The sequence below is a fragment of the Paramylibacter ulvae genome (assembly GCF_014652655.1).
Lineage (GTDB): Bacteria > Pseudomonadota > Alphaproteobacteria > Rhodobacterales > Rhodobacteraceae > Amylibacter > Amylibacter ulvae.
Genome location: NZ_BMZF01000003.1, coordinates 214152 through 235915 on the forward strand (window position 1 = coordinate 214152; position 21764 = coordinate 235915).

Sequence of the window (21764 nt, forward strand, 5' to 3'; positions counted from 1 at the left end):
AAGGGCACCCATTGAAAAAGGGTTTTGTGAACCATGCTAGACACAACAGAAAATTCAGAGACACTGCTTGAGGTGAACAATATCGAGGTGATTTATAATCACGTGATCCTTGTGCTCAAGGGTGTGAGCCTCTCTGTGCCAAAGGGCGGGATTACCGCGCTGTTGGGGGGCAATGGTGCGGGTAAAACCACCACGCTCAAGGCGATATCAAACTTGCTGCATTCCGAACGTGGCGAGGTCACCAAAGGGTCGATCAAATATCGCGGCAATGCCGTTGCCGATTTGAACCCCGCAGCATTGGTGAAATCTGGTGTTATTCAGGTGATGGAAGGCCGTCATTGTTTCGAACACCTCACCGTCGAAGAAAACTTGATGACAGGTTCATATACACGCCGTGCCAGCCGCGCCGAATTGGCACAAGATCTGGAAATGGTTTACGAATATTTCCCACGCCTGCGCGAACGGCGCAAATCACAGGCGGGATATACTTCGGGTGGTGAACAACAAATGGTTGCTATTGGTCGCGCACTCATGTCGCGCCCTGAAACCGTATTGCTTGATGAACCTTCCATGGGGCTTGCACCGCAATTGGTCGAAGAAATTTTTGGCATTGTCAAAGATTTGAACGAAAAAGAAGGCGTTTCATTTCTGCTCGCCGAACAAAACACCAATGTGGCGCTGCGCTTTGCGCATTACGGCTATATTTTGGAATCTGGTCGTGTGGTAATGGACGGCCCCGCCGCCGAATTGCGCGAAAACCCAGATGTAAAAGAATTCTATCTTGGCATGTCGGACGAGGGGCGCAAATCCTTTCGTGATGTGCGTTCTTATCGTCGTCGTAAAAGGTGGCTCAGCTAATGACACAATACTTTGATGCGCTTGAAACCCGCACTGCGGATCAACGCGCAAATGATCTGGCAATTGCCTTGCCAGCACAGATTGCGCGCGCCCAAAACACCGCCCAATCGGGCGCGTTGTCGGGGGTCGATGCGGCCAAAATTACCACTGTGGATGATTTGGCTGATCTGCCAGTTTTGCGCAAATCCGCATTGCTGGATGCACAAAAACATAACGCACCCCTTGGCGGTTATGCCGATGCCTTGGCGGCGCGTCACATTTTTCAATCACCCGGTCCGATTTATGAAATCGGCCACACATCGCATGATTGGTGGCGTTTTGGGCGGGCGATGAATGCGGCAGGGCTGAACGCTAATGACATCGTGCAAAACACGTTTTCGTACCATTTCACCCCTGCGGGGATGATGTTTGAAAATGGCGCGTCGGCGATTGGTGCAACAATTTTCCCCGCGGGAACTGGCCAGACCGAACAACAGGCACGCGTGGCTACCGATATCGGCGTCACCGCATACGCGGGCACGCCCGATTTTCTTAAGATGATTTTGGAAAAGGGTGATGCGCTTGGCCTTGATCTGTCCAAAATCACCAAATCATTGGTAAGCGGCGGACCGTTGTTTCCACAACTGCGCCAATATTACATTGATCGCGGTATTAGCTGTTTGCAATGTTACGGCACGGCTGATTTGGGGCATGTGGCCTATGAAACCGATGCGATGGATGGCATGATCGTGGACGAAGGCGTGATCGTTGAAATCGTCACACCGGGCACGGGCAATCCTGTCGCAGCTGGTGAAATTGGCGAGGTTGTGGTCACAACCCTTAATCCAGATTATCCGCTGATCCGATTTGCAACGGGCGACATGTCGTCAACGCTGTCGGGTGTATCGGCTTGTGGGCGCACAAATATGCGCATCGCTGGCTGGCAAGGGCGCGCCGATCAAGCAACCAAGGTTAAGGGTATGTTCGTGCGCCCTGAACAGGTTGCGACCCTGATCGAACGCCACCCCGAAATCCACAAGGCACGCATCGAGGTTACGCATGACGGCAGCACCGATAATATGACGGTGCGTCTTGAAACCGATCATGGGGATGAAAAGCATTTCGAAAACGCCGTGCGTGACGTATTAAAATTGCGCGCAGATATCGAAATCGTTGCGAAAGATGCTTTGCCAAAAGATGGGCTTGTCATTCAAGATAAACGCGACCTAACCTAGGGTTTCAAAACCAAGGCACTGGTATGATTCACACACGACTTACCCAAATGCTGGGCATTCAGCATCCGATCATTTTGGCACCAATGGCGATGGCTGCGGGTGGCAAATTGGCGGCGAGTGTTTCAAACGCGGGTGGCTTGGGCTTTGTCGGTGGTGGATATGGCGATGTCGATTGGTTAACCACGGAATTGGCCAACGCGGGTGATGCGCCCATCGGTGTTGGGTTTATCACATGGGCGTTGGATGAAAATCCAGCGGCGCTTGATATCGCACTTGCGCGTAAACCACGCGCCGTATTTTTGTCCTTTGGCAACGTTGCCCCTTATGTTGATGCGATTAAGTCATCGGGTGCAGTGATGATCGCACAGGTGCAAACCATGGCCGATGCACGCGCTGCAATTGATGCTGGCGCCGATGTCATCGTCGCCCAAGGCAGCGAAGGCGGCGGCCACGGCCAATCACGCGCCACGATGTCATTTGTGCCAGAGGTCGCGGATTACATCGCCGCCCATTCCCCCCAAACATTGCTATGTGCCGCGGGTGGTATCGCCGATGGGCGTGGCATTGCGGCGGCGTTGATGTTGGGTGCAGATGGTGTTGTGATCGGTTCACGTTTTTGGGCAAGCGGTGAATGTTTGGCGCATCAAAATATGCAAAACGCGGCGATGGCGGCGGATGGTGATCAAACGCTACGCACCACGGTGATTGATATCACGCGCAACAAAAATTGGCCTGCGCGATATAATATCCGCGTCATGAAAAACGAATTTTCCGATCAATGGCACGGGGCCGAAGATGCGCTTCGCAAGGATGGTGCTGCAATTGATCAATGGAACGCGGCCCTTGCCGCAGGCAACCCCAAAATCGCCAACCCCATCGTGGGCGAGGCCGTGGGGATCATCAACGAAATACGCCCGACCAGCGATATTATGAATGATATCATGGCGGGCGCTGAAACCTTATTGGCGGGAACGCCATTTACCCAGAATTAATCACTGTACGAAAGGTGACATCATGACAAAATCAGTTGTAATCGCAGGGGCCGCACGCACCCCCATCGGGGGATTTCAGGGCGATCTGTCCGATGTGGCATCACCCGATTTGGGTGCCGATGCGATCAAGGCGGCGTTAACAAATGCTGGCGCATCTGCCGCTGATATCGACGAATTGCTAATGGGCTGTGTGTTGCCAGCGGGTGTTGGCCAAGCGCCCGCACGCCAAGCAGGCATTTTTGCTGAACTGGGCGAAAATACACCCGCCACCACGGTGAACAAGGTCTGCGGATCGGGCATGAAAACCGTATCCATGGCCACCGATCAAATCAAAGCAGGCAGCAACGATATCGTTGTCGCAGGTGGCATGGAAAGCATGACGCGCGCCCCGTATTTGGCACCCAATGCACGCGGTGGCGCACGCCTTGGTCACACCACCATGTTGGATCATATGTTCCTTGATGGTCTGGAAGATGCATATGACAAGGGTAAATTGATGGGACATTTTGCCGAAATGTGCGCCCAGAAATACCAGTTCACCCGCGAAGCACAGGATGAATATGCGCTCAAATCATTATCCAATGCATTAGAGGCGCAAAAATCTGGCGCATTCGATGGCGAAATTTTTCCCGTCACCGTTAAAACACGCCGTGGTGAAACCACTGTTTCTGCCGATGAACAACCCGCCAAAGCACGCCCAGAAAAAATTCCACAACTGCGCCCTGCATTTGCAAAGGATGGCACAGTCACGGCAGCGAACGCTTCATCCATTTCTGATGGTGCCGCCGCAATGGTGATCGCCGCCGAAGATGTGGCCAAGGCCAAGGGGCTAAACATTCGCGCCCGTATCGTGGGGTCTGCGGGTCATGCACATGCGCCTGAATGGTTCACAACCGCACCCGTACCAGCGGCGCAAAAGCTGTTGGAAAAACTGGGCTGGTCTGTTGATGATGTTGATCTGTGGGAGGTCAACGAAGCATTCGCCGTTGTACCAATGGCATTCATGCATGAATTGAACATTCCACGCGAAAAAATCAATGTGAATGGCGGTGCATGTGCGCTGGGTCATCCCATTGGCGCATCTGGTACGCGTATTATCGTGACCTTGCTGAACGCGCTTGAAAAACGTGACCTGAAACGCGGTATCGCCGCAATTTGTATCGGAGGCGGCGAAGGTTTGGCCATCGCCATTGAACGCGTATGATTATTGATAAAAATACCCCCGTTGTCGTCACTGGTGGTGCATCTGGTCTGGGCCATGCCTGTGCGGTTATGTTCGCCAAACTGGGCGCAAAGGTTGCGATTTTTGACCTGAACGATGAAATGGGAAATGCGGTCGCCGCTGAAATTGGTGGGATCTATGTGCATGTGGATGTGTCCGATCCGGCGTCTGTCGCGGATGGGTTCAAAACGGCACGTGCGGCACATGGCCAAGAACGCATTTTGATCAATTGCGCGGGCATCGCACCGGCGCGTAAAACCGTATCACGCGGTGCGGCGCACGATCCCGCATTATTCGCCAAAACCATTGGTGTGAACCTGATCGGATCATTCAACACCGCCAGCCAAGCGGCAGAGGGAATGGCTGCAAGCGATGCGTTGAACGCCGATGGTGAACGCGGCATCATCATCAACACCGCATCGGTTGCGGCATATGATGGGCAAATCGGGCAAATCGCCTATTCCGCATCCAAGGGTGGCATCGTTGGCATGACATTGCCCATGGCGCGTGATCTGTCGGACAAAGGTGTACGTGTAAACGCCATCGCACCGGGAATTTTTGGAACACCCATGGTCAAGGCATTTCCACAAGAGGTGCAGGATGCGTTGGCGGCCGATATTCCATTCCCATCGCGTTTGGGTGCGCCAGACGAATATGCATCACTTGCCCGCCATATGGTGGAAAATGCGATGCTCAATGCCGAAGTGATCCGCCTTGACGGTGCGATCCGTATGGCGCCTAGATAACCCAAGGATCGATCATGGATTTTGGAATTTCAGAAGAACAACAAATGTTTTTTGACACGGCCTATGCCTTTGGTCAGGAACATATCGCCCCGTTCGCCTATGACTGGGAAGCGGCGGGCGCGATCCCGCGTAGCGTTTTGGAAGGTGCGGCCGAACTCGGCTTTGCCGCACTTTATGTGCCAGAGGATCAAGGCGGGACAGGGTTATCACGCCTTGATGCGACCCTGATTTTTGAAGCATTAAGCGCGGCGTGCCCATCCGTTGCGGCATTCCTGTCGATCCATAATATGTGCACCAATATGGTGGCAAAGTATGGCACCGATCAGGCCAAGGATGAATGGCTGCCTAAACTGATTTCCATGGAAAAAATCGCAGCTTATTGTTTGACCGAGCCGGGGTCTGGTTCCGATGCAGCCGCATTGCGCACCAAAGCGGAAAAAACCGATGCGGGCTATGCGCTGACGGGAAACAAGGCGTTTATTTCAGGTGGCGGTTTTGCTGATCTGTACGTTGTGATGTGTCGCACGGGCGAGGCAGGGCCAAAGGGTATTTCAACCGCTCTGGTTCCCGATGGTGCAACGGGTCTATCGTTTGGCGCGCTAGAGAAAAAGATGGGATGGAAAGCACAACCAACCGCACAGGTGCAAATGGATAATTGCGAAATCCCTGCGCATAATTTGCTGGGTGACGAGGGCAAAGGTTTCAAATACGCAATGGAAGGCCTTGATGGCGGGCGATTGAACATTGCGGCCTGTGCATTGGGGGCGGCGCAATCGGCACTTGATATGGCGCTTGCCTATGTGGGCGAGCGCAAGGCATTCGGCAAAACGCTTGATCAATTCCAAGCGCTGCAATTCAAACTGGCCGAAATGGAAATTGAATTACAGGCGTCGCGTGTATTTTTACGCCAAGCAGCGTGGAAATTGGACAATGCACAACATGACGCCAGCAAACATTGCGCCATGGCCAAGAAATTCGTAACCGAGGCGGCAAGCCGCGTTGCCAACGAAGCATTACAATTGCATGGCGGTTATGGATATCTTGAAGACTACAAAGTTGAAAAAATCGTGCGTGATCTGCGTGTGCACCAAATCCTAGAGGGCACATCGGAGGTGATGAATTTAATCACCGCACGCACATTGCTGGCTGAACGAGGCAATTAAATGGATGACGAAATCCTGATCCGTCAAAACGGACATATTGGCCATATCACATTGAATCGCCCAAAGGCGCTGAATGCCTTAACCCAAGGCATGGTCGATGCAATGGAACCCGCGCTTGTTGCTTGGGCCATGGATGATACGATCAAGGCTGTTGTGATTGATGCGACAGGGGACAAGGCATTTTGTGCCGGTGGTGACGTGACCCAACTTTATCATGAAAGCCGCGCTGGAAATATCGGTTTTGGTCATAAATTCTGGCGCGATGAATATCGTGTGAATGCGATGATCGCAGAATTTCCCAAACCCTATGTTGCATTGATGGATGGCATTGTGATGGGCGGTGGTGTTGGTGTCTCTGCACATGGATCGCATCGCATTGTCACCGATCGCACCATGTTTGCCATGCCCGAATGCGCCATCGGTTTGATCCCCGATGTTGGTGGCACATATTTGCTGGCAAATGCACGCGGGAGCCTTGGTGAATATCTGGGTATCACCGGTGCACGTATGAACGGTGCTGATTGCATTTATGCAGGGCAGGCCGATTTTTATGTGCCACATGAACAATTGCCCGCGTTGCTGGATGAGTTGGTGAAAACGGGCGATGTGGGCGTGATCGCAAATTTTGCCCAGTCCCCACCAAACAGTGCGCTTGCCGATCAACAATCCACAATTGATGCGGTGTTTGGTCTGCCCGATATGGCGCAAATCAATGCGGCCCTTGACGGTGATGACACCGAATGGGGCGCAAAAACGCGCAAACAAATTTCCCACGGCGCACCATTGTCGGCGGTGATGACATTGGAATTAATCCGCGCTGCACGTGGTGGCGATATCAAATTGGCGCTTCGCAATGAATATCGGTTTGTGTCACGCTGTGCCGAGCAAAGCGATTTCGTCGAAGGAGTGCGTGCCATGTTGATCGACAAAGACCGCAATCCAAATTGGCGTTTCAAATCCATCGCCGACATTCCCCAATCATTGATTGACGAATTGATGCAACCCGCGCCAGATGGCGACTTGAACCTATAAGGAATCCCCCCGATGCCAAATTCTATCAAAGTAACCCAAACCGGCGGCGTTGTTCTGGTTGAACTGAACCGTCCAAAGGCGCTTAATGCTTTGAACCAAGAAATCATGGAAGAGATCGTTGAAACGCTCGTCCCGCTTGATCGCGATCCATCCGTTGGCTGTTTCGTGCTCACGGGCAACGAAAAGGCATTCGCCGCAGGGGCGGATATCAAGGAAATGGGCAGCAAAACATATATGGATGTTTTCACCAATGATCTGTTTGCAGATTGGGATAAATTTGCAGCGATGCGCACGCCAAAAATCGCCGCTGTTGCGGGTTACGCGCTGGGCGGTGGCTGTGAATTGGCGATGATGTGTGACATGATTTTTGCCGCTGAATCCGCGCAATTTGGACAGCCTGAAATCAAGCTGGGCGTGATGCCGGGCATGGGTGGTTCACAACGCCTGACCAAACTGGTCGGCAAAAGCAAAGCCATGGATATGATCCTGACAGGTCGCATGATGGACGCAGTAGAGGCCGAACGTTCAGGTCTGGCCGCACGTGTGATTGCCAATGATGAACTGATGGCCGAAACCATGAAGGCGGCCGAAACAATCGCATCCTTTGGTAAGCCAAGTGTGATGATGGCACGCGAAACCGTGGAACGTGCATTGGAATCCAGCCTGCGCGAAGGCTTGATGTTTGAACGCCGCGTATTCCAATCCATGTTTGCCACCGAAGATCAAAAAGAAGGCATGGCGGCATTCGCAGAGAAACGAAAAGCCGAATTCAAAGGCAAATAAGCACGATCATTACCAACAGAATCCTTGATTTGCGTGCCTATGTCTGATTAAATGAACGAACGTTCATTAATTAAGGTTTCACATGGCACGCCCCAAGGCATCAACAGGTGTAAAAACCGCCGATCGTATTCTGGATGAAAGTCTGGCATTGATCGCACGCCTCGGTTATGCGGCCGTATCAATGCGCATGATTGCCGATGCGGTGGGGGTGAACGCATCCGCAATTTACAACCATTTTCCCACCAAACAGGCGATTTTGCATCGCCTTATGGCGGATCACATGACGGGTCTGTTGGATGCGTGGCAGGGCGAAATCACCACGGGGATGACCCCAGCAGCTACACTTGCCCATTTTGCGCGGTTTCACATTCGATACAATATCGCCCGCCCCGATCAGGTGTTCATTTCCTATATGGAACTGCGGGCATTGGAACCTGATAATTTTGAGACCATCGAAACCCTGCGCCGCGAATATGAACAAATTCCGCGATCCATTATCGATGCGGGACAGGCCAGTGGCCAATTTGAAATTGATGATGCCCATGTCGCAACGATGGCCGTTTTGGCCAGCCTGACGGGCGTGAATACTTGGTTTAAAACAACGGGTCGCTTGTCGGCCAAAGACATTGAAAATACCTATGCCGCATTCATTTTGCGCGCCGTGGGATGCAAGCTGGAGGAGCTGTAATGTTTAACGCATCTATGAAATTCGACCTTGGTGAAGACGTCAACGCATTGCGCGAAACGATGCATCGTTTCGCACAGGATCGCATCAAGCCATTGGCGGAAAAAACCGATGTGGCCAATGAATTTCCAGCCGAGCTTTGGGCGGAAATGGGTGAAATGGGGATGCATGGCATTACCGTTCCCGTCGAATTTGGTGGCGTTGAAATGGGATACCTTGCCCATGTTGTCGCGGTGGAAGAGGTCGCACGTGCATCCGCATCTGTGTCGCTTTCATATGGTGCTCATTCCAACCTTTGCGTTAATCAAATCAATCTGAACGGCACTCCAGAGCAGAAACAAAAATACCTGCCAGATTTGATTGCAGGCACTCGCGTTGGCGCACTTGCAATGTCAGAGGCCGGTGCGGGTTCCGATGTTGTTGGTATGCAGCTTAAGGCGGAAAAAAAGAATGGGTATTACACATTAAACGGCACGAAATTTTGGATCACAAACGGGGGCGAGGCGAACACATTGGTAGTTTACGCCAAAACCGACCCCGAAGCTGGTTCCAAAGGCATGACCGCATTTTTGATCGAACAAGACATGCATGGTTTCAGCCAATCCAAACATTTTGATAAATTGGGTATGCGCGGATCAAACACCGTGGAATTGGTCTTTGAAAACGTCGAAGTACCGTTTGAAAATATCCTTGGCGAAGAAGGCAAGGGCGTGAACGTTTTGATGTCTGGCCTTGATTACGAACGCGTTGTTCTTTCTGGCATTGGCCTTGGCATTATGGCGGCCTGTCTGGATGAGGTCATGCCATATATGGTGGAACGCAAACAGTTTGGAAAACCAATTGGTTCGTTCCAACTGATGCAGGGTAAAATTGCGGATATGTATACCAAAATGAATTCCGCGCGCGCCTATGTCTACGAGGTCGCCAAGGCCTGTGATCGTGGCGAAGTTACCCGCCAAGACGCCGCCGCATGTGTGCTTTACGCGTCAGAAGAGGCAATGACAGTCGCCCATCAGGCCGTACAGGCAATGGGTGGCACTGGGTTTATGAACGAAAGCGTGGTATCACGCCTGTTCCGCGATGCTAAACTAATGGAAATCGGTGCGGGCACATCGGAAATTCGCCGTATGTTGATCGGGCGCGAATTGATGGCGGCGATGGCATAATGGCCGTTCTTCGCTCGCAAATTTCACCAAATTCCGAAAGCTTTGCCGCCAACACGGCCGCACATTTATCGGCGATGGGTGGCATTGAAACCGCGGCCAACACCGCAATGGCAGGGGGCGGCGATGGCCCACGCGAACGCCATTTATCGCGTGGCAAAATGTTGCCCCGTGACCGCGTACAAGGCTTGCTTGATCCAGGTTCCCCGTTTCTTGAGGTGGGGATGTTTGCCGCCAACGGTTTGTACGATGGCGCATGTCCATCGGCGGGAATGATTGCGGGTATTGGGCGTGTGTCTGGGCGCGATGTGATGGTGATTTGCAATGATGCCACCGTGAAAGGTGGCACATATTTCCCCATGTCGGTGAAAAAACACCTCCGCGCCCAAGAAATCGCACAGCAAAACAATCTTCCTTGCGTTTATCTGGTCGATAGTGGCGGTGCAAACCTGCCAAACCAAGACGAAGTTTTCGCCGATCGCGATCATTTTGGCCGTATCTTTTTCAATCAGGCGAATATGTCCGCAATGGGTATTCCCCAAATCGCGGTGGTGATGGGGTCATGCACGGCAGGGGGCGCATATGTGCCCGCCATGTCTGATGTTACGATCATTGTGCGCGAACAGGGCACGATTTTCCTTGCAGGCCCGCCATTGGTCAAGGCCGCGACGGGCGAGGTTGTTTCGGCGGAAAACCTTGGCGGTGGTGATGTCCACACCCGCCTGTCGGGTGTTGCGGATTATTTGGCCGATGATGATGCACATGCGCTTGCATTGGCACGCCAAGCGGTTGGAAACCTTAACCGTCCCAAAAATTCAAATATCGAATTTCAAACACCAGAAGACCCGCTTTATGATCCATCCGAAATCCTTGGTGTGGTGCCAGCGGATCTTAAAACCCCCTATGATATCCGCGAGGTGATCGCACGTCTGGTGGACGGAAGCCGCTTTGATGAATTCAAGGCGCGATATGGCACAACGCTTGTCTGTGGTTTTGCCCATGTCAAAGGCATGCCCGTTGGCATTATCGCCAATAACGGTGTTTTATTTTCTGAATCCGCGCTTAAGGGCGCGCATTTTGTGCAATTGTGCAGCCAGCGCAAAATCCCATTGGTGTTTTTGCAAAATATCACGGGGTTTATGGTTGGTGAAAAATACGAAACAGGTGGCATTGCCAAGGATGGTGCGAAACTTGTCACAGCCGTTGCCACAACCAATGTGCCTAAAATCACCATGCTGGTGGGCGGATCATTTGGTGCGGGAAATTATGGCATGTGTGGTCGCGCCTATTCTCCGCGATTTTTGTGGACATGGCCAAATTCACGGATTTCCGTGATGGGTGGCGAACAGGCGGCAGGGGTGCTTGGCACCGTGCGCCGCGATGCGATTGAACGCAAAGGTGGCACATGGTCAGCGGAAGAAGAAGCCGCATTCAAACAGCCCACCATTGATATGTTCGAAGAACAATCGCACCCGCTCTATGCCTCTGCACGGCTCTGGGATGATGGGATCATTGATCCGCGCCATTCGCGTGATGTGCTTGCGTTGTCGCTATCTGCGGCATTGAACCAACCAATCGAGGACACGCAGTTTGGCGTGTTCCGCATGTAAGGGGATCGCGATGTTTGATAAAATTCTGATTGCAAACCGCGGCGAAATTGCATGCCGCGTGATTGAAACCGCACGTCGTTTGGGTGTGCAAACCGTGGCCGTTTATTCCGATGCGGATGCGCATTCCAAACATGTGGCGCTGGCCGATCAGGCGGTGCACATCGGCCCACCTGCGGTGAATGAAAGCTATCTTTTGGGTGATCGCATTATAGCGGCGGCCTTAAAAACCGGCGCACAGGCCATTCATCCGGGATATGGGTTTTTATCCGAAAATCCCGATTTTGTTGATGCGGTTGTTGCAGCAGGGCTTAAATTTATCGGGCCATCTGCGGATGCGATTCGTGCGATGGGGCTGAAAGATGCGGCGAAAAACCTGATGCAAAAATCGGGCGTTCCTGTTGTGCCCGGTTATCACGGGGAAAGCCAAGATTTGGAATTACTGCAATCCGAGGCCGAGAAAATCGGATACCCCGTGTTGATCAAAGCGCGCGCAGGGGGCGGTGGCAAAGGCATGCGTTTGGTTGAAAACGCCGCTGATTTTTCCGCCGCACTTGATTCCGCACAGCGCGAAGCGTCAGCAAGCTTTGGCGATCCGATCTGTATGGTTGAAAAATACATCACATCACCGCGCCACATCGAAATTCAGGTGTTTGGCGATGAACATGGCAATGTGATCCACCTGTTTGAACGCGATTGTTCGCTGCAACGTCGCCATCAAAAGGTAATCGAAGAAGCCCCCGCACCCGACATGCCCGCCGATGTGCGCGCCGCCATGGGACAGGCGGCAATCGATGCGGCCAAGGCGGTGAACTATGTTGGCGCTGGCACAGTAGAGTTTATCGTTGATGGTGGCGATGGTTTGCGCACCGATGGGTTCTGGTTCATGGAAATGAACACCCGATTACAAGTGGAACACCCCGTATCCGAAGCGATCACAGGGCTTGATTTTGTTGAACTCCAACTGCGCGTCGCCGCTGGCGAAGAATTGCCCGTGAAACAGGATGATCTGCGCATCAACGGTTGGTCGTTCGAGGCACGCGTCTACGCCGAAGACGTGCCAAAGGGTTTCTTGCCATCAACAGGCACATTGCATCATTTGCAATTCCCAACAGGATCACAATTCGCACTTGGGTCAACACGCATTGACAGCGGTGTACGCATGGGCGATGCCATCAGCCCCTATTACGACCCGATGATCGCAAAGGTTATCGTACACGGCCCAACCCGCGCCGCCGCACTTGGACAATTGCGCGCAGCCCTTGCCGATACGCATATCGCAGGGTCTGTGACCAATATCGGTTTCCTATCGGCCCTTGCCGCCCATGATGGGGTTGGCGCAGGACAAGTGGACACAGGATTGATCGCACGCGATATTGATGCGCTGACCGATATGGGAACCGCGCCCGCTGAATTGATCGGTTTTGCCGCTGTGGCATCTTTGGGGCTACTGGACGGCGCACAATCACATGATCCATTCGCCGCAAAATCAGGATTTCGCGCATGGGGTGTTGCCAATCCCGTGGCGATATTGCTGATGGGTGATGACACATTGCAATGCCATGTGGAAATTTTGGGGCATGATCAGTTTAAAATCACCCAAGGTGATGTTGAATCAAGGCTGCACATTCAAGCAGGGCAAAACGGTGATTTCACCCTGTTACATGACGGTGTGACCAGCATCGTATCGCTCTATCAAGGTGACAACGCGATCAGCGTTTTTGCTAATGCGCAAACGCTCCATTTCACACGCCCAGACCCATTACTCGGCAGCAGTGACGCCGCCGATGGTGGTGATGGGATCATCGCCCCCATGCCCGGATTGGTGAAATTGTTGAACGCGCATGCGGGGCAATCCGTGTCCAAGGGCGATGTTTTGATCATGCTGGAAGCAATGAAAATGGAACACAGCCTAACCGCGCCGCGTGATGGTATCATTGCAGAGGTTTTGACAGATGTCGGTGATCAGGTGTTGGATGGCGCGATGTTATTGCAACTTGAACCCGTCGATATCTAATGCTGCCCATCGTCAACAGCTTTGATGCGCTGAATGCGGAATTCGCATGGGATATCCCCGAATTTTATAATATCGGCGTTGATATCTGTGATCGCTGGGCGGATCGCGACCCTGATCGTATTGCCATTATCGATGTGAAATCATCGGGCAAGGGGGTGCGACACAGCTTTGCCAATTTGCGCGATCAATCCAATCGGCTGGCCCATGCGCTGTCCCGTTTGGGGATCGGCAAATCGGGCGCATTTGGTGATCGCGTTGGGGTGTTATTGCCCCAATGCGTTGAAACCGCATTATCCCATATCGCATTGTCAAAAATGGGTTGTATCAGCATTCCATTGTTCACATTGTTTGAACGGCTTGCATTGCTGCATCGCCTGCGCGATGCAGGTGCGGTTGCAGTTATCACGGATGCAACAGGGGCTGCAAAAATCGCCAGCCTGCGCAATGAATTACCGGAACTGCGCCATGTGATTTGCATTGATAATGGTGTGGATGACACGCATCATTTCGATACGCTCATCGCGGATGAAAGCATTGATTTCACGCCCAACAAAACCCGCGCTGATGATCCGGCATTGTTGATCTACACCTCTGGCACCACGGGCAATCCCAAGGGTGCGTTGCATGCACACCGCGTGTTGCTGGGCCATTTGCCAGGGGTCGAGACCAGCCATAATTTCATTGGTGATCAGGGCGATGTGTTCTGGACACCCGCTGATTGGGCGTGGATTGGTGGATTGCTTGATGTGATGATGCCAGCATTGCATCATGGTGCGAGCGTGATCGCCCATCGATTTGAAAAATTCGACGGGATCGGGGCGTTTGAATTGATGCGCAAACACGGTGTTACCAATTCTTTCCTACCGCCAACCGCGTTGAAAATGATGCGAAAACTCGAAAACCCAGAACGATACGCATTGAATTTACGCGCGGTGGCCAGCGGGGGTGAATCGCTAGGCGCGGATTTGCTTGAATGGGGCAATCGCGCGTTTGGCGTGGCGATCAACGAATTTTACGGCCAGACCGAATGCAATATGATTGTGTCATCCTGTGCGGGGCTGGAACCCGTTGCGGCGGGGATCATGGGGCGCGGTGTTGTTGGGCATAATGTTGCGATCATTAATGAAACCACGGGCGCAAAGTTACCAGCCGATACCGAGGGCGCAATTGGCGTGAAATCCCCCGATCCTGTGATGTTTCTGGGGTATTGGAACAATGAAACCGCAACAGCGGAAAAATTTGTAAGCGGCGCGGATGGCAAATGGTTATTGACGGGGGACCGTGGATTGCAAACCCCATCGGGGCATTTCCAATTCATCGGGCGCGATGATGATGTGATCAGCTCGGCTGGATATCGCATTGGCCCCGCTGAAATCGAGGATTGCATCACAACGCATAAGGCCGTTCAATTCGCAGGCGTCGTTGGCAAACCTGATGCAACGCGGGGCAGCGTGATCGCCGCCTATGTGACTTTAATCGCGGGTTTCGAACCCAACGATGAATTGGCAGGTGACATTGCCGGTCATGTGAAATCACAGCTTGCCGCATATGAATACCCGCGCGTGGTAAGGTTTTTGGATGAAATGCCAATGACGACCACAGGCAAAATCATTCGCCACGAATTACGCGCATTGGCCAAGGCAGAGGCCGCATCGGAGGAACAAAATGGCTGAACATGTGACATTATTTGAAATGGGGCCACGCGATGGGTTGCAAAATGAATCCGTGCAAATCCCGAAAGCGCAAAAAATCGCACTGGTTGATGGCCTGTCCGATTGCGGCCTGCAAAAGATAGAGGTCAGCAGCTTTGTCAGCCCCAAATGGGTGCCACAAATGGCCGATGCAGCGGATGTATTCGCGGGGATCAGGCGGCGCGATGGTGTATCTTACGCAGCACTCACGCCCAATATGCGCGGATATGATGGTGCGATTGCGGCGCGCGCCGATGAAATCGCGATTTTCGCCTCCGCATCAGAAGGGTTCAGCCAGAAAAACATCAACTGTTCCATTGACGAAAGCTTTGATCGTTTTGCCCCGATTATCGCGGCGGCAAAATCGGCGGGGATACCTGTGCGTGGTTATGTGTCTTGTGTGATAAAATGCCCTTATGATGGCGATGTTGCACCATCGGCGGTGGCGGATGTGGCGGCGCGATTGTTCGCCGTTGGTTGTTATGAAATCAGCCTTGGCGACACCATTGGTGCGGGCACACCCGATACGATTGATGCGATGTTATCGTCCGTGTTGGCGGCGGTTCCTGCGGATAAACTGGCTGGGCATTATCACGATACAAACGGGCGGGCGCTGGACAATATTTCAACCAGCCTTGATCGGGGGTTGCGCACATTTGACGCCGCCGTTGGCGGATTGGGCGGTTGCCCATATGCACCGGGTGCGGCGGGGAATGTGGCATCTGAATCTGTGGTGCAATTATTGCATGATCGTGGGTTTGAAACGGGCATTGATCTGGAAAAATTGCGCGCCATGGGCGCATTCGCAAAATCATTAAGGACAGCATGATGACAACATATGAAACGCTTGAAATTTCGATGGATGATCGCGGTGTTGCCACCGTGACCATGAACCGCCCTGATAAACGCAATGCGTTGAATGCACAGATGATGCTGGATCTGACCCATATGGCGCAAAACCTGGGTGCAGCGGATGAAACGCGGGCAATTGTGATCAAGGGTGCTGGCAAATTGTTCTGTTCGGGTGGCGATTTGCAGTGGATGATGGATCAAATTAACGCGGATCGCCAAACCCGCATGGCCGAGGCACGCAAACTGGCCACCATGTTGCAGGCATTGAATACCATGCCAACACCCCTTATCGGGCAAATTCATGGCGGCGCATTTGGTGGCGCGGTTGGTTTGGCCTGTGTCTGTGATGTGGCGATTGCACAGACGGGTACAAAATTTGGTCTGACGGAAACCAAACTGGGTCTTATCCCCGCAACGATTAGCCCCTATGTGATCGCGCGTATGGGCGAGGGTTTCGCACGGCGCGTTTTCATGTCTGCACGCATTTTTGATGCGACCGAGGCAGCGGCATTAAACATCATCGCCAAAAGCGTGGATGCATCCGATTTGCCCCTTGCCATCGAAGCAGAAATCGCGCCATATTTGCACGTCGCACCACAAGCGGTGGGCCATGCAAAGGCATTGGCGCGCAAACTTGGCCCTAAAATTGATGATGCGGTAATCGACGAAACAATCACCCTTTTAGCAGACGTCTGGGAGGGTGCAGAAGCATCCGAAGGTTTGGATGCGTTTTTAAACAAAACGACCCCAAGCTGGGCAGATTGACGAAAGATGCGACATGAAAATTGGCATTTTGCAAACAGGGCACGCACCTGATGAATTGATCGGCAAACATGGCGATTACGATCAGATGTTCGTTCGCCTGTTGGCAGGGCTTGGGTTTGAATTTGAAACATTTCCCGTTTTGCACAATGAATTCCCCGAATCGGTCACGTCCAAGGATGGCTGGATTGTGACGGGTTCCAAACATGGCGCCTATGAGGATCACGATTGGATCCCCCCGCTTGAAAATTTCATCCGCGAAAGCTTTGCAAAAAACGTCCCCATGGCGGGGTTTTGTTTTGGCCATCAAATCATGGCACAGGCCTTGGGCGGCAAGGTTGTGAAATTTGACGGTGGCTGGGCGGCGGGGCGCACGGATTATCGCATGGGTGATGAAACGCTAACTATGATCGGCTGGCATCAGGACCAAGTGGTTGAAATCCCACCCATGGCAACGCCCACAATGGAAACCGATTTTTGCAGATATGCAGGGCTATCATACGGATCAAACGCCATGTCATGGCAACCCCATCCCGAATTCACCACGGAATTCGCCAAAGGGTTGCTGGCGGCACGCTATTCCGTATTTGACGATGCACAGGCAAAACAAGTCGCCGACAGTTTGACCGACGAACCATTATCAACGCCCAAGTTGGTTGAAATGGTGCGCGATTTTTTCATGGCGGCAAAACAGGGCGCCACATCACAGGGCACAAAGGAAGCATCATGAATAAAATCACCAACCATCTGCCCACCGCCGAATTACAAGCACTTGATGCCGCGCACCACATGCACCCGTTTACCGCTGGCGCAGAGCTTGCGAAAAAGGGTGCGCGAGTGATTACCGCCGCAAATGGCGTGACATTAACGGATTCTGACGGCAATCAGATGCTGGATGCCATGGCAGGCCTGTGGTGTGTGAATATTGGATATGGGCGTAAAGAATTGGCCAATGTGGCCGCCGCACAAATGGAACAATTGCCCTATTACAACACGTTTTTTCAAACCACGCATGTGCCCGCAATTGCATTAAGTGCAAAGCTCGCTGAACTGGCACCCGCCCATATTAACAACGTTTTTTATGCAGGTTCAGGTTCCGAGGCGAATGATACAAACATCCGCATGGTGCGCCATTATTGGGCCGCCAAGGGCAAGCCCACGAAAACCACAATTATCAGCCGCAAAAATGCCTATCACGGGTCAACAATTGGTGGCGCGTCATTGGGTGGCATGTCAGGGATGCATGCGCAAGGTGGGCTTCCGATTCCGGGCATTGCCTATATCGATCAGCCAAATTGGTATGCAGAGGGTGGCGATTTATCTCCCGAAGATTTCGGTCTTGAACGTGCGCGCCAATTGGAATTGAAAATCGCCGAACTTGGCGAAGATAACGTGGCTGCATTTATCGCCGAACCGGTACAGGGTGCGGGCGGTGTGATCGTTCCCCCCGCAACATATTGGCCAGAAATTCAGCGCATTTGTGATGCGCATGACATCCTGTTAATCGCGGATGAGGTGATTTGTGGATTTGGGCGCACGGGCAATTGGTTTGGGTCGCAAACCTATGACATTCGCCCCGATATTATGACCATCGCCAAGGGGCTATCATCGGGTTACGCCCCGATCGGTGGGTCATTGATCAGCGATGAAATCGCCGATGTGGTTAATAACGCAGGCGATTTTAACCACGGTTATACCTATAACGGGCATCCTGTGTCCGCCGCTGTGGCCTTGGAAAATCTGCGAATTTTGCAAGAGGAAAAAATCATCGAAACCGCGTGTGAAACCACCATGCCCTATCTGGCCGAAAAATGGCACGCTTTGGCGGATCACCCGTTGATTGGCGAAACAAATATTGTGGGCATGATGGGATCAATCGTGATGACCCCAGATAAATCTGCACGCGCGCCGTTCAAATCGGATGCGGGGACGGTTGGGTTTATTTGCCGAGAGTTTTGTTTTGAAAACGGTCTGGTCATGCGCCATGTCGGTGATCGCATGATTATTTCACCGCCACTTGTTCTGACCACATCGGATGTGGATGTGTTGATTGAACGCGCCGTCAAATCATTGGATCAAACATTGGCCAAGGCAACAGCGGATGGGTTGATGGTGGCAGGATAGCGAACGCTATGCTCATCAAATCCTAACGCATTTCACGCTATAACATTCCCGACGTCAAAGTGGTTTCACTTGTTTGTGGGCTGGCACCCACAGACAGGTTCCAAAATCATCGGTGGATAGGCGAAAGCCTTGGACAAACGGATATAAAACCCCCGTTTGATTGAACAACCGCAACGGCGGGCCCGCCCAATTTCAAGACCCATATGCAAATATGCATGAACCCTCGCAACCCAATCAGGTTGCGGGGTGTTTGTGCTGTTTATTTATCAAACTGTCACAGTGTTTGGGTATACATTGGCGCTGATGAATAGCGCGCAGATGGGAAAGATCATGAGCCTCGATAAGCCAAACACCAACGACAGTTGGAGCAAAACCGAATTTCAGGATTATCTGGACGAAGAATTAGAACAGGAAATGTATGATTCCCACATTCCCGATGAATTGCGCAATCTTGATCGCCCACATAAAACCGACCCGATTGATCGCCACATTTATTTTAACGAACTGTTCCGCCTGCAAGCGGAATTGGTGAAATTGCAGGAATGGGTGATCGAAACCAAATCCAAGGTTGTGATAATATTCGAGGGTCGCGATGCCGCGGGCAAGGGGGGCGTGATCAAACGCATCACGCAGCGCCTGAACCCACGCGTGTGCCGCGTGGTGGCATTGCCCGCACCCAATGATCGCGAAACTTCGCAATGGTATTTCCAGCGGTTCGTGCCCCATTTGCCCGCGGGCGGTGAAATCGTTTTGTTTGACCGATCATGGTATAACCGCGCAGGCGTGGAACGGGTGATGGAATTTGCCGATGACAATCAGGTTGATCAATTTTTCCACGACGTTCCTGAATTTGAACGCATGTTGGATCGATCTGGGATCAAGCTGATTAAATATTGGTTTTCGATCACTGACGAAGAACAACAATATCGCTTCCTCACCCGCATCCACGACCCAATGAAACAATGGAAGCTGAGCCCAATGGATTTGCAATCGCGTATCCGCTGGGAAGATTACACCGTCGCAAAAGAGGAAATGTTACAACGCACCAACATACCAGAGGCACCTTGGTTCATTGTTGAAGGTAACGATAAAAAACGCGCACGCCTCAATTGTATGGATCACCTGTTGGCGCAAATCCCATATGGTGATGTGCCACATGATACAATCACATTGCCCGAACGTGTTTCAAACCCTGACTATGAACGGGCAGTTCTGCCAACCGACCTGTATGTTCCGAAAAAATATTAACGCAGGCGGCGGTAAATGATTTTATCGCTGTCTGATTTTTCAGGCCGACCATTTGGCAAAATTGCGTGATAGACGATGAAATCCAGCCGATTGTCATTGATGTCTTTGATGGATTTAGACACCTCTGTGCCAAATTCCGCCAATGTGCCGCATTCGGGGTGACGCGCGGAAATGTCCTCTAATGTGAAACTGGCACCCACATCCAATTTATCGACCTCTGTGCGCAAAATTTCGATGTGATCATTTGTTAGCATGACTATCCTCCCATAGTGTCGGATTAGCCTAGCGGTGAATGCCCATGTTTCAAAACAAAAATTTAGCCCAAGATTTCATCGCGCTGTTTCAAAATGAAATCCATATCCACATCCAGCAGCGTTTTTTGTTTTGCGCTCTCAATCATCAAATCAATATGGGTTTTCAGGATATCACGCGCATCATCATCACCCTGATGATACAGCCGCCCCAAAGCATCCAAAATATGTTTGGTCATCAACACATTCCCCGCCGCCGCACGGCGCAATGGATGAAATGCTGTGTTGATCAAATCGCGCAATGTCATGCCCGGTAAATGCAGCCGCGCAATCCCATCGCCATCACCCCGAATATGTTCGCGTAAGCCACGGCAAACGGGATTGCGCAATGCGGATGAAATCCGATCAATACAGGTGATCGCAGTGAACGTATCATTAATCCCGGGCGAAAGGGCGCGCAGGGCAATTTCGATCATCAAACGGATCGAAAAATCTACATCCGACACAGGGGATCGTGACTCGGATAACATCACGGCAGCTTGCACATATTGCGTCACCTCGTCATCGGATGAAAGGTTGCCTTTCGCATAGACATTTGCGATTTTTGATCCCTTGATCACAAAATCCCCAAACCCGTGGCAGAGCTGAAAATACAGATCATGTTTTTGCGCAAATGCGATCAAACCCTTGCTGTCGATTTCGTCGATATACCCTGATCCGTCGGCGCAAATGGTCAGCGCGACATCTTTGTTGGTGTCATGTTTGGATTGAAATTCCTTTGGGTCTTCCGATGCGATCAACGCGTCAATATCGCGACCCAATTGTGATGAAATCGCCGCCAGTTCTTCGTCAACGGTGACGCTCACCGATGCGGTGCGAACGAAATAAATCAACTGTAATACCGCCAAAACCGCGAGTAACATGGTGATGGTGACGGATATTTTTGGAACAAAATCAGCGGTGGTTTGATATAAAACTGTCAATGAAAACAAAAACGTACCGCCAAATAGCCCTGCGGTGAATTGGTTGACGCGATCGGATGTAAACCGTTGCAACAATCGCGGCCCAATATTACCCGCCGCCGTGGTGAACACCACCAGCACAATGGAATACACCAGACCAAGCGTGGTGATCGATGCCGATGCAACCGTGCCAAGAACGCGCGCGGCCGTGGTTTCATTCACGGCCAGAAACGAAAACCAGCCCGTTTCAAACGCATTTGGGAAATATCGATCCACGCCTAACCAGACAAAGGCAAAAAACCAAAAGGTCAACGCAATCAGCCCAGGAACCGTGGACAGTCCGCGTAATTGTTTTAGCCGTTTGCGCAATGCGCTGATCATGAAACCCCCTT

At 52.0% G+C, this 21764-nt stretch carries 20 protein-coding genes; 18 read left to right on the top strand and 2 right to left on the bottom strand.

Annotation, left to right across the window (positions count from 1 at the left end; translation table 11 throughout):
• Positions 1 to 33 precede the first annotated feature (33 nt).
• The 18 genes from IE094_RS07815 (at position 34) to ppk2 (ending at position 20159) form a co-directional block, all read left to right on the top strand.
• On the top strand, positions 34 to 858 hold the full coding sequence (locus IE094_RS07815) for an ABC transporter ATP-binding protein (protein WP_099592361.1): 825 nt from the start codon (positions 34 to 36) through the stop codon (positions 856 to 858).
• Positions 858 to 2072, top strand: coding sequence for a phenylacetate--CoA ligase family protein (locus IE094_RS07820; RefSeq protein WP_189640015.1), 1215 nt, complete (start codon positions 858 to 860; stop codon positions 2070 to 2072). Before IE094_RS07815 ends, IE094_RS07820 begins: the two co-directional genes overlap by 1 nt.
• Positions 2073 to 2095: 23 nt before the next feature.
• A complete protein-coding gene (locus IE094_RS07825) occupies positions 2096 to 3064 on the top strand; it encodes an NAD(P)H-dependent flavin oxidoreductase (RefSeq protein WP_189640016.1) in 969 nt (322 codons plus the stop codon).
• 22 nt (positions 3065 to 3086) lie between these two features.
• The gene (locus IE094_RS07830) at positions 3087 to 4268 is read left to right on the top strand and encodes a thiolase family protein (protein ID WP_189640017.1); all 1182 of its coding nucleotides are present in this window, start codon (positions 3087 to 3089) and stop codon (positions 4266 to 4268) included.
• Positions 4265 to 5032, top strand: coding sequence for an SDR family NAD(P)-dependent oxidoreductase (locus IE094_RS07835; RefSeq protein WP_189640018.1), 768 nt, complete (start codon positions 4265 to 4267; stop codon positions 5030 to 5032). Before IE094_RS07830 ends, IE094_RS07835 begins: the two co-directional genes overlap by 4 nt.
• 14 nt (positions 5033 to 5046) lie before the next feature.
• On the top strand, positions 5047 to 6195 hold the full coding sequence (locus IE094_RS07840; protein ID WP_189640019.1) for an acyl-CoA dehydrogenase family protein: 1149 nt from the start codon (positions 5047 to 5049) through the stop codon (positions 6193 to 6195).
• Positions 6196 to 7227, top strand: a complete 1032-nt coding sequence (locus IE094_RS07845; RefSeq protein ID WP_189640020.1) for an enoyl-CoA hydratase/isomerase family protein — start codon at positions 6196 to 6198, stop codon at positions 7225 to 7227. It begins immediately after the preceding gene.
• A gap of 12 nt (positions 7228 to 7239) precedes the next feature.
• A complete protein-coding gene (locus IE094_RS07850; RefSeq protein ID WP_189640021.1) occupies positions 7240 to 8010 on the top strand; it encodes an enoyl-CoA hydratase in 771 nt (256 codons plus the stop codon).
• Between the two features lie 82 nt (positions 8011 to 8092).
• Positions 8093 to 8698 (top strand): TetR/AcrR family transcriptional regulator, encoded by a 606-nt coding sequence (locus IE094_RS07855; RefSeq protein WP_189640022.1) that lies wholly within the window; start codon positions 8093 to 8095, stop codon positions 8696 to 8698.
• Positions 8698 to 9861 (top strand): acyl-CoA dehydrogenase family protein, encoded by a 1164-nt coding sequence (locus tag IE094_RS07860; RefSeq protein ID WP_189640023.1) that lies wholly within the window; start codon positions 8698 to 8700, stop codon positions 9859 to 9861. The genes IE094_RS07855 and IE094_RS07860 overlap by 1 nt, the downstream gene beginning before the upstream one ends.
• Positions 9861 to 11468, top strand: coding sequence for a carboxyl transferase domain-containing protein (locus IE094_RS07865; protein ID WP_189640024.1), 1608 nt, complete (start codon positions 9861 to 9863; stop codon positions 11466 to 11468). The genes IE094_RS07860 and IE094_RS07865 overlap by 1 nt, the downstream gene beginning before the upstream one ends.
• A gap of 10 nt (positions 11469 to 11478) precedes the next feature.
• Positions 11479 to 13482 (top strand): acetyl/propionyl/methylcrotonyl-CoA carboxylase subunit alpha, encoded by a 2004-nt coding sequence (locus IE094_RS07870; RefSeq protein ID WP_189640025.1) that lies wholly within the window; start codon positions 11479 to 11481, stop codon positions 13480 to 13482.
• The gene (locus IE094_RS07875) at positions 13482 to 15155 is read left to right on the top strand and encodes an AMP-binding protein (protein WP_189640026.1); all 1674 of its coding nucleotides are present in this window, start codon (positions 13482 to 13484) and stop codon (positions 15153 to 15155) included. The genes IE094_RS07870 and IE094_RS07875 overlap by 1 nt, the downstream gene beginning before the upstream one ends.
• On the top strand, positions 15148 to 16002 hold the full coding sequence (locus IE094_RS07880) for a hydroxymethylglutaryl-CoA lyase (protein WP_189640027.1): 855 nt from the start codon (positions 15148 to 15150) through the stop codon (positions 16000 to 16002). The genes IE094_RS07875 and IE094_RS07880 overlap by 8 nt, the downstream gene beginning before the upstream one ends.
• The gene (locus IE094_RS07885; protein WP_373295861.1) at positions 15999 to 16790 is read left to right on the top strand and encodes a crotonase/enoyl-CoA hydratase family protein; all 792 of its coding nucleotides are present in this window, start codon (positions 15999 to 16001) and stop codon (positions 16788 to 16790) included. The genes IE094_RS07880 and IE094_RS07885 overlap by 4 nt, the downstream gene beginning before the upstream one ends.
• A 13-nt stretch (positions 16791 to 16803) precedes the next feature.
• Positions 16804 to 17517, top strand: a complete 714-nt coding sequence (locus IE094_RS07890; RefSeq protein WP_189640028.1) for a type 1 glutamine amidotransferase — start codon at positions 16804 to 16806, stop codon at positions 17515 to 17517.
• A complete protein-coding gene (locus IE094_RS07895) occupies positions 17514 to 18911 on the top strand; it encodes an aspartate aminotransferase family protein (protein WP_189640029.1) in 1398 nt (465 codons plus the stop codon). Before IE094_RS07890 ends, IE094_RS07895 begins: the two co-directional genes overlap by 4 nt.
• Before the next feature lie 330 nt (positions 18912 to 19241).
• Positions 19242 to 20159, top strand: coding sequence for a polyphosphate kinase 2 (ppk2, locus tag IE094_RS07900; RefSeq protein ID WP_189640030.1), 918 nt, complete (start codon positions 19242 to 19244; stop codon positions 20157 to 20159).
• On the opposite strand, the gene IE094_RS07905 is transcribed toward ppk2, so the two are convergent.
• Both IE094_RS07905 and IE094_RS07910 read right to left on the bottom strand, forming a co-directional pair.
• Positions 20156 to 20413 (bottom strand): hypothetical protein, encoded by a 258-nt coding sequence (locus IE094_RS07905; RefSeq protein ID WP_189640031.1) that lies wholly within the window; start codon positions 20411 to 20413, stop codon positions 20156 to 20158. The genes ppk2 and IE094_RS07905 overlap by 4 nt on opposite strands.
• Before the next feature lie 62 nt (positions 20414 to 20475).
• Positions 20476 to 21753: a DUF2254 domain-containing protein gene (locus tag IE094_RS07910; RefSeq protein ID WP_189640032.1), complete on the bottom strand. Its 1278-nt coding sequence runs from the start codon at positions 21751 to 21753 to the stop codon at positions 20476 to 20478.
• Positions 21754 to 21764 lie beyond the last annotated feature (11 nt).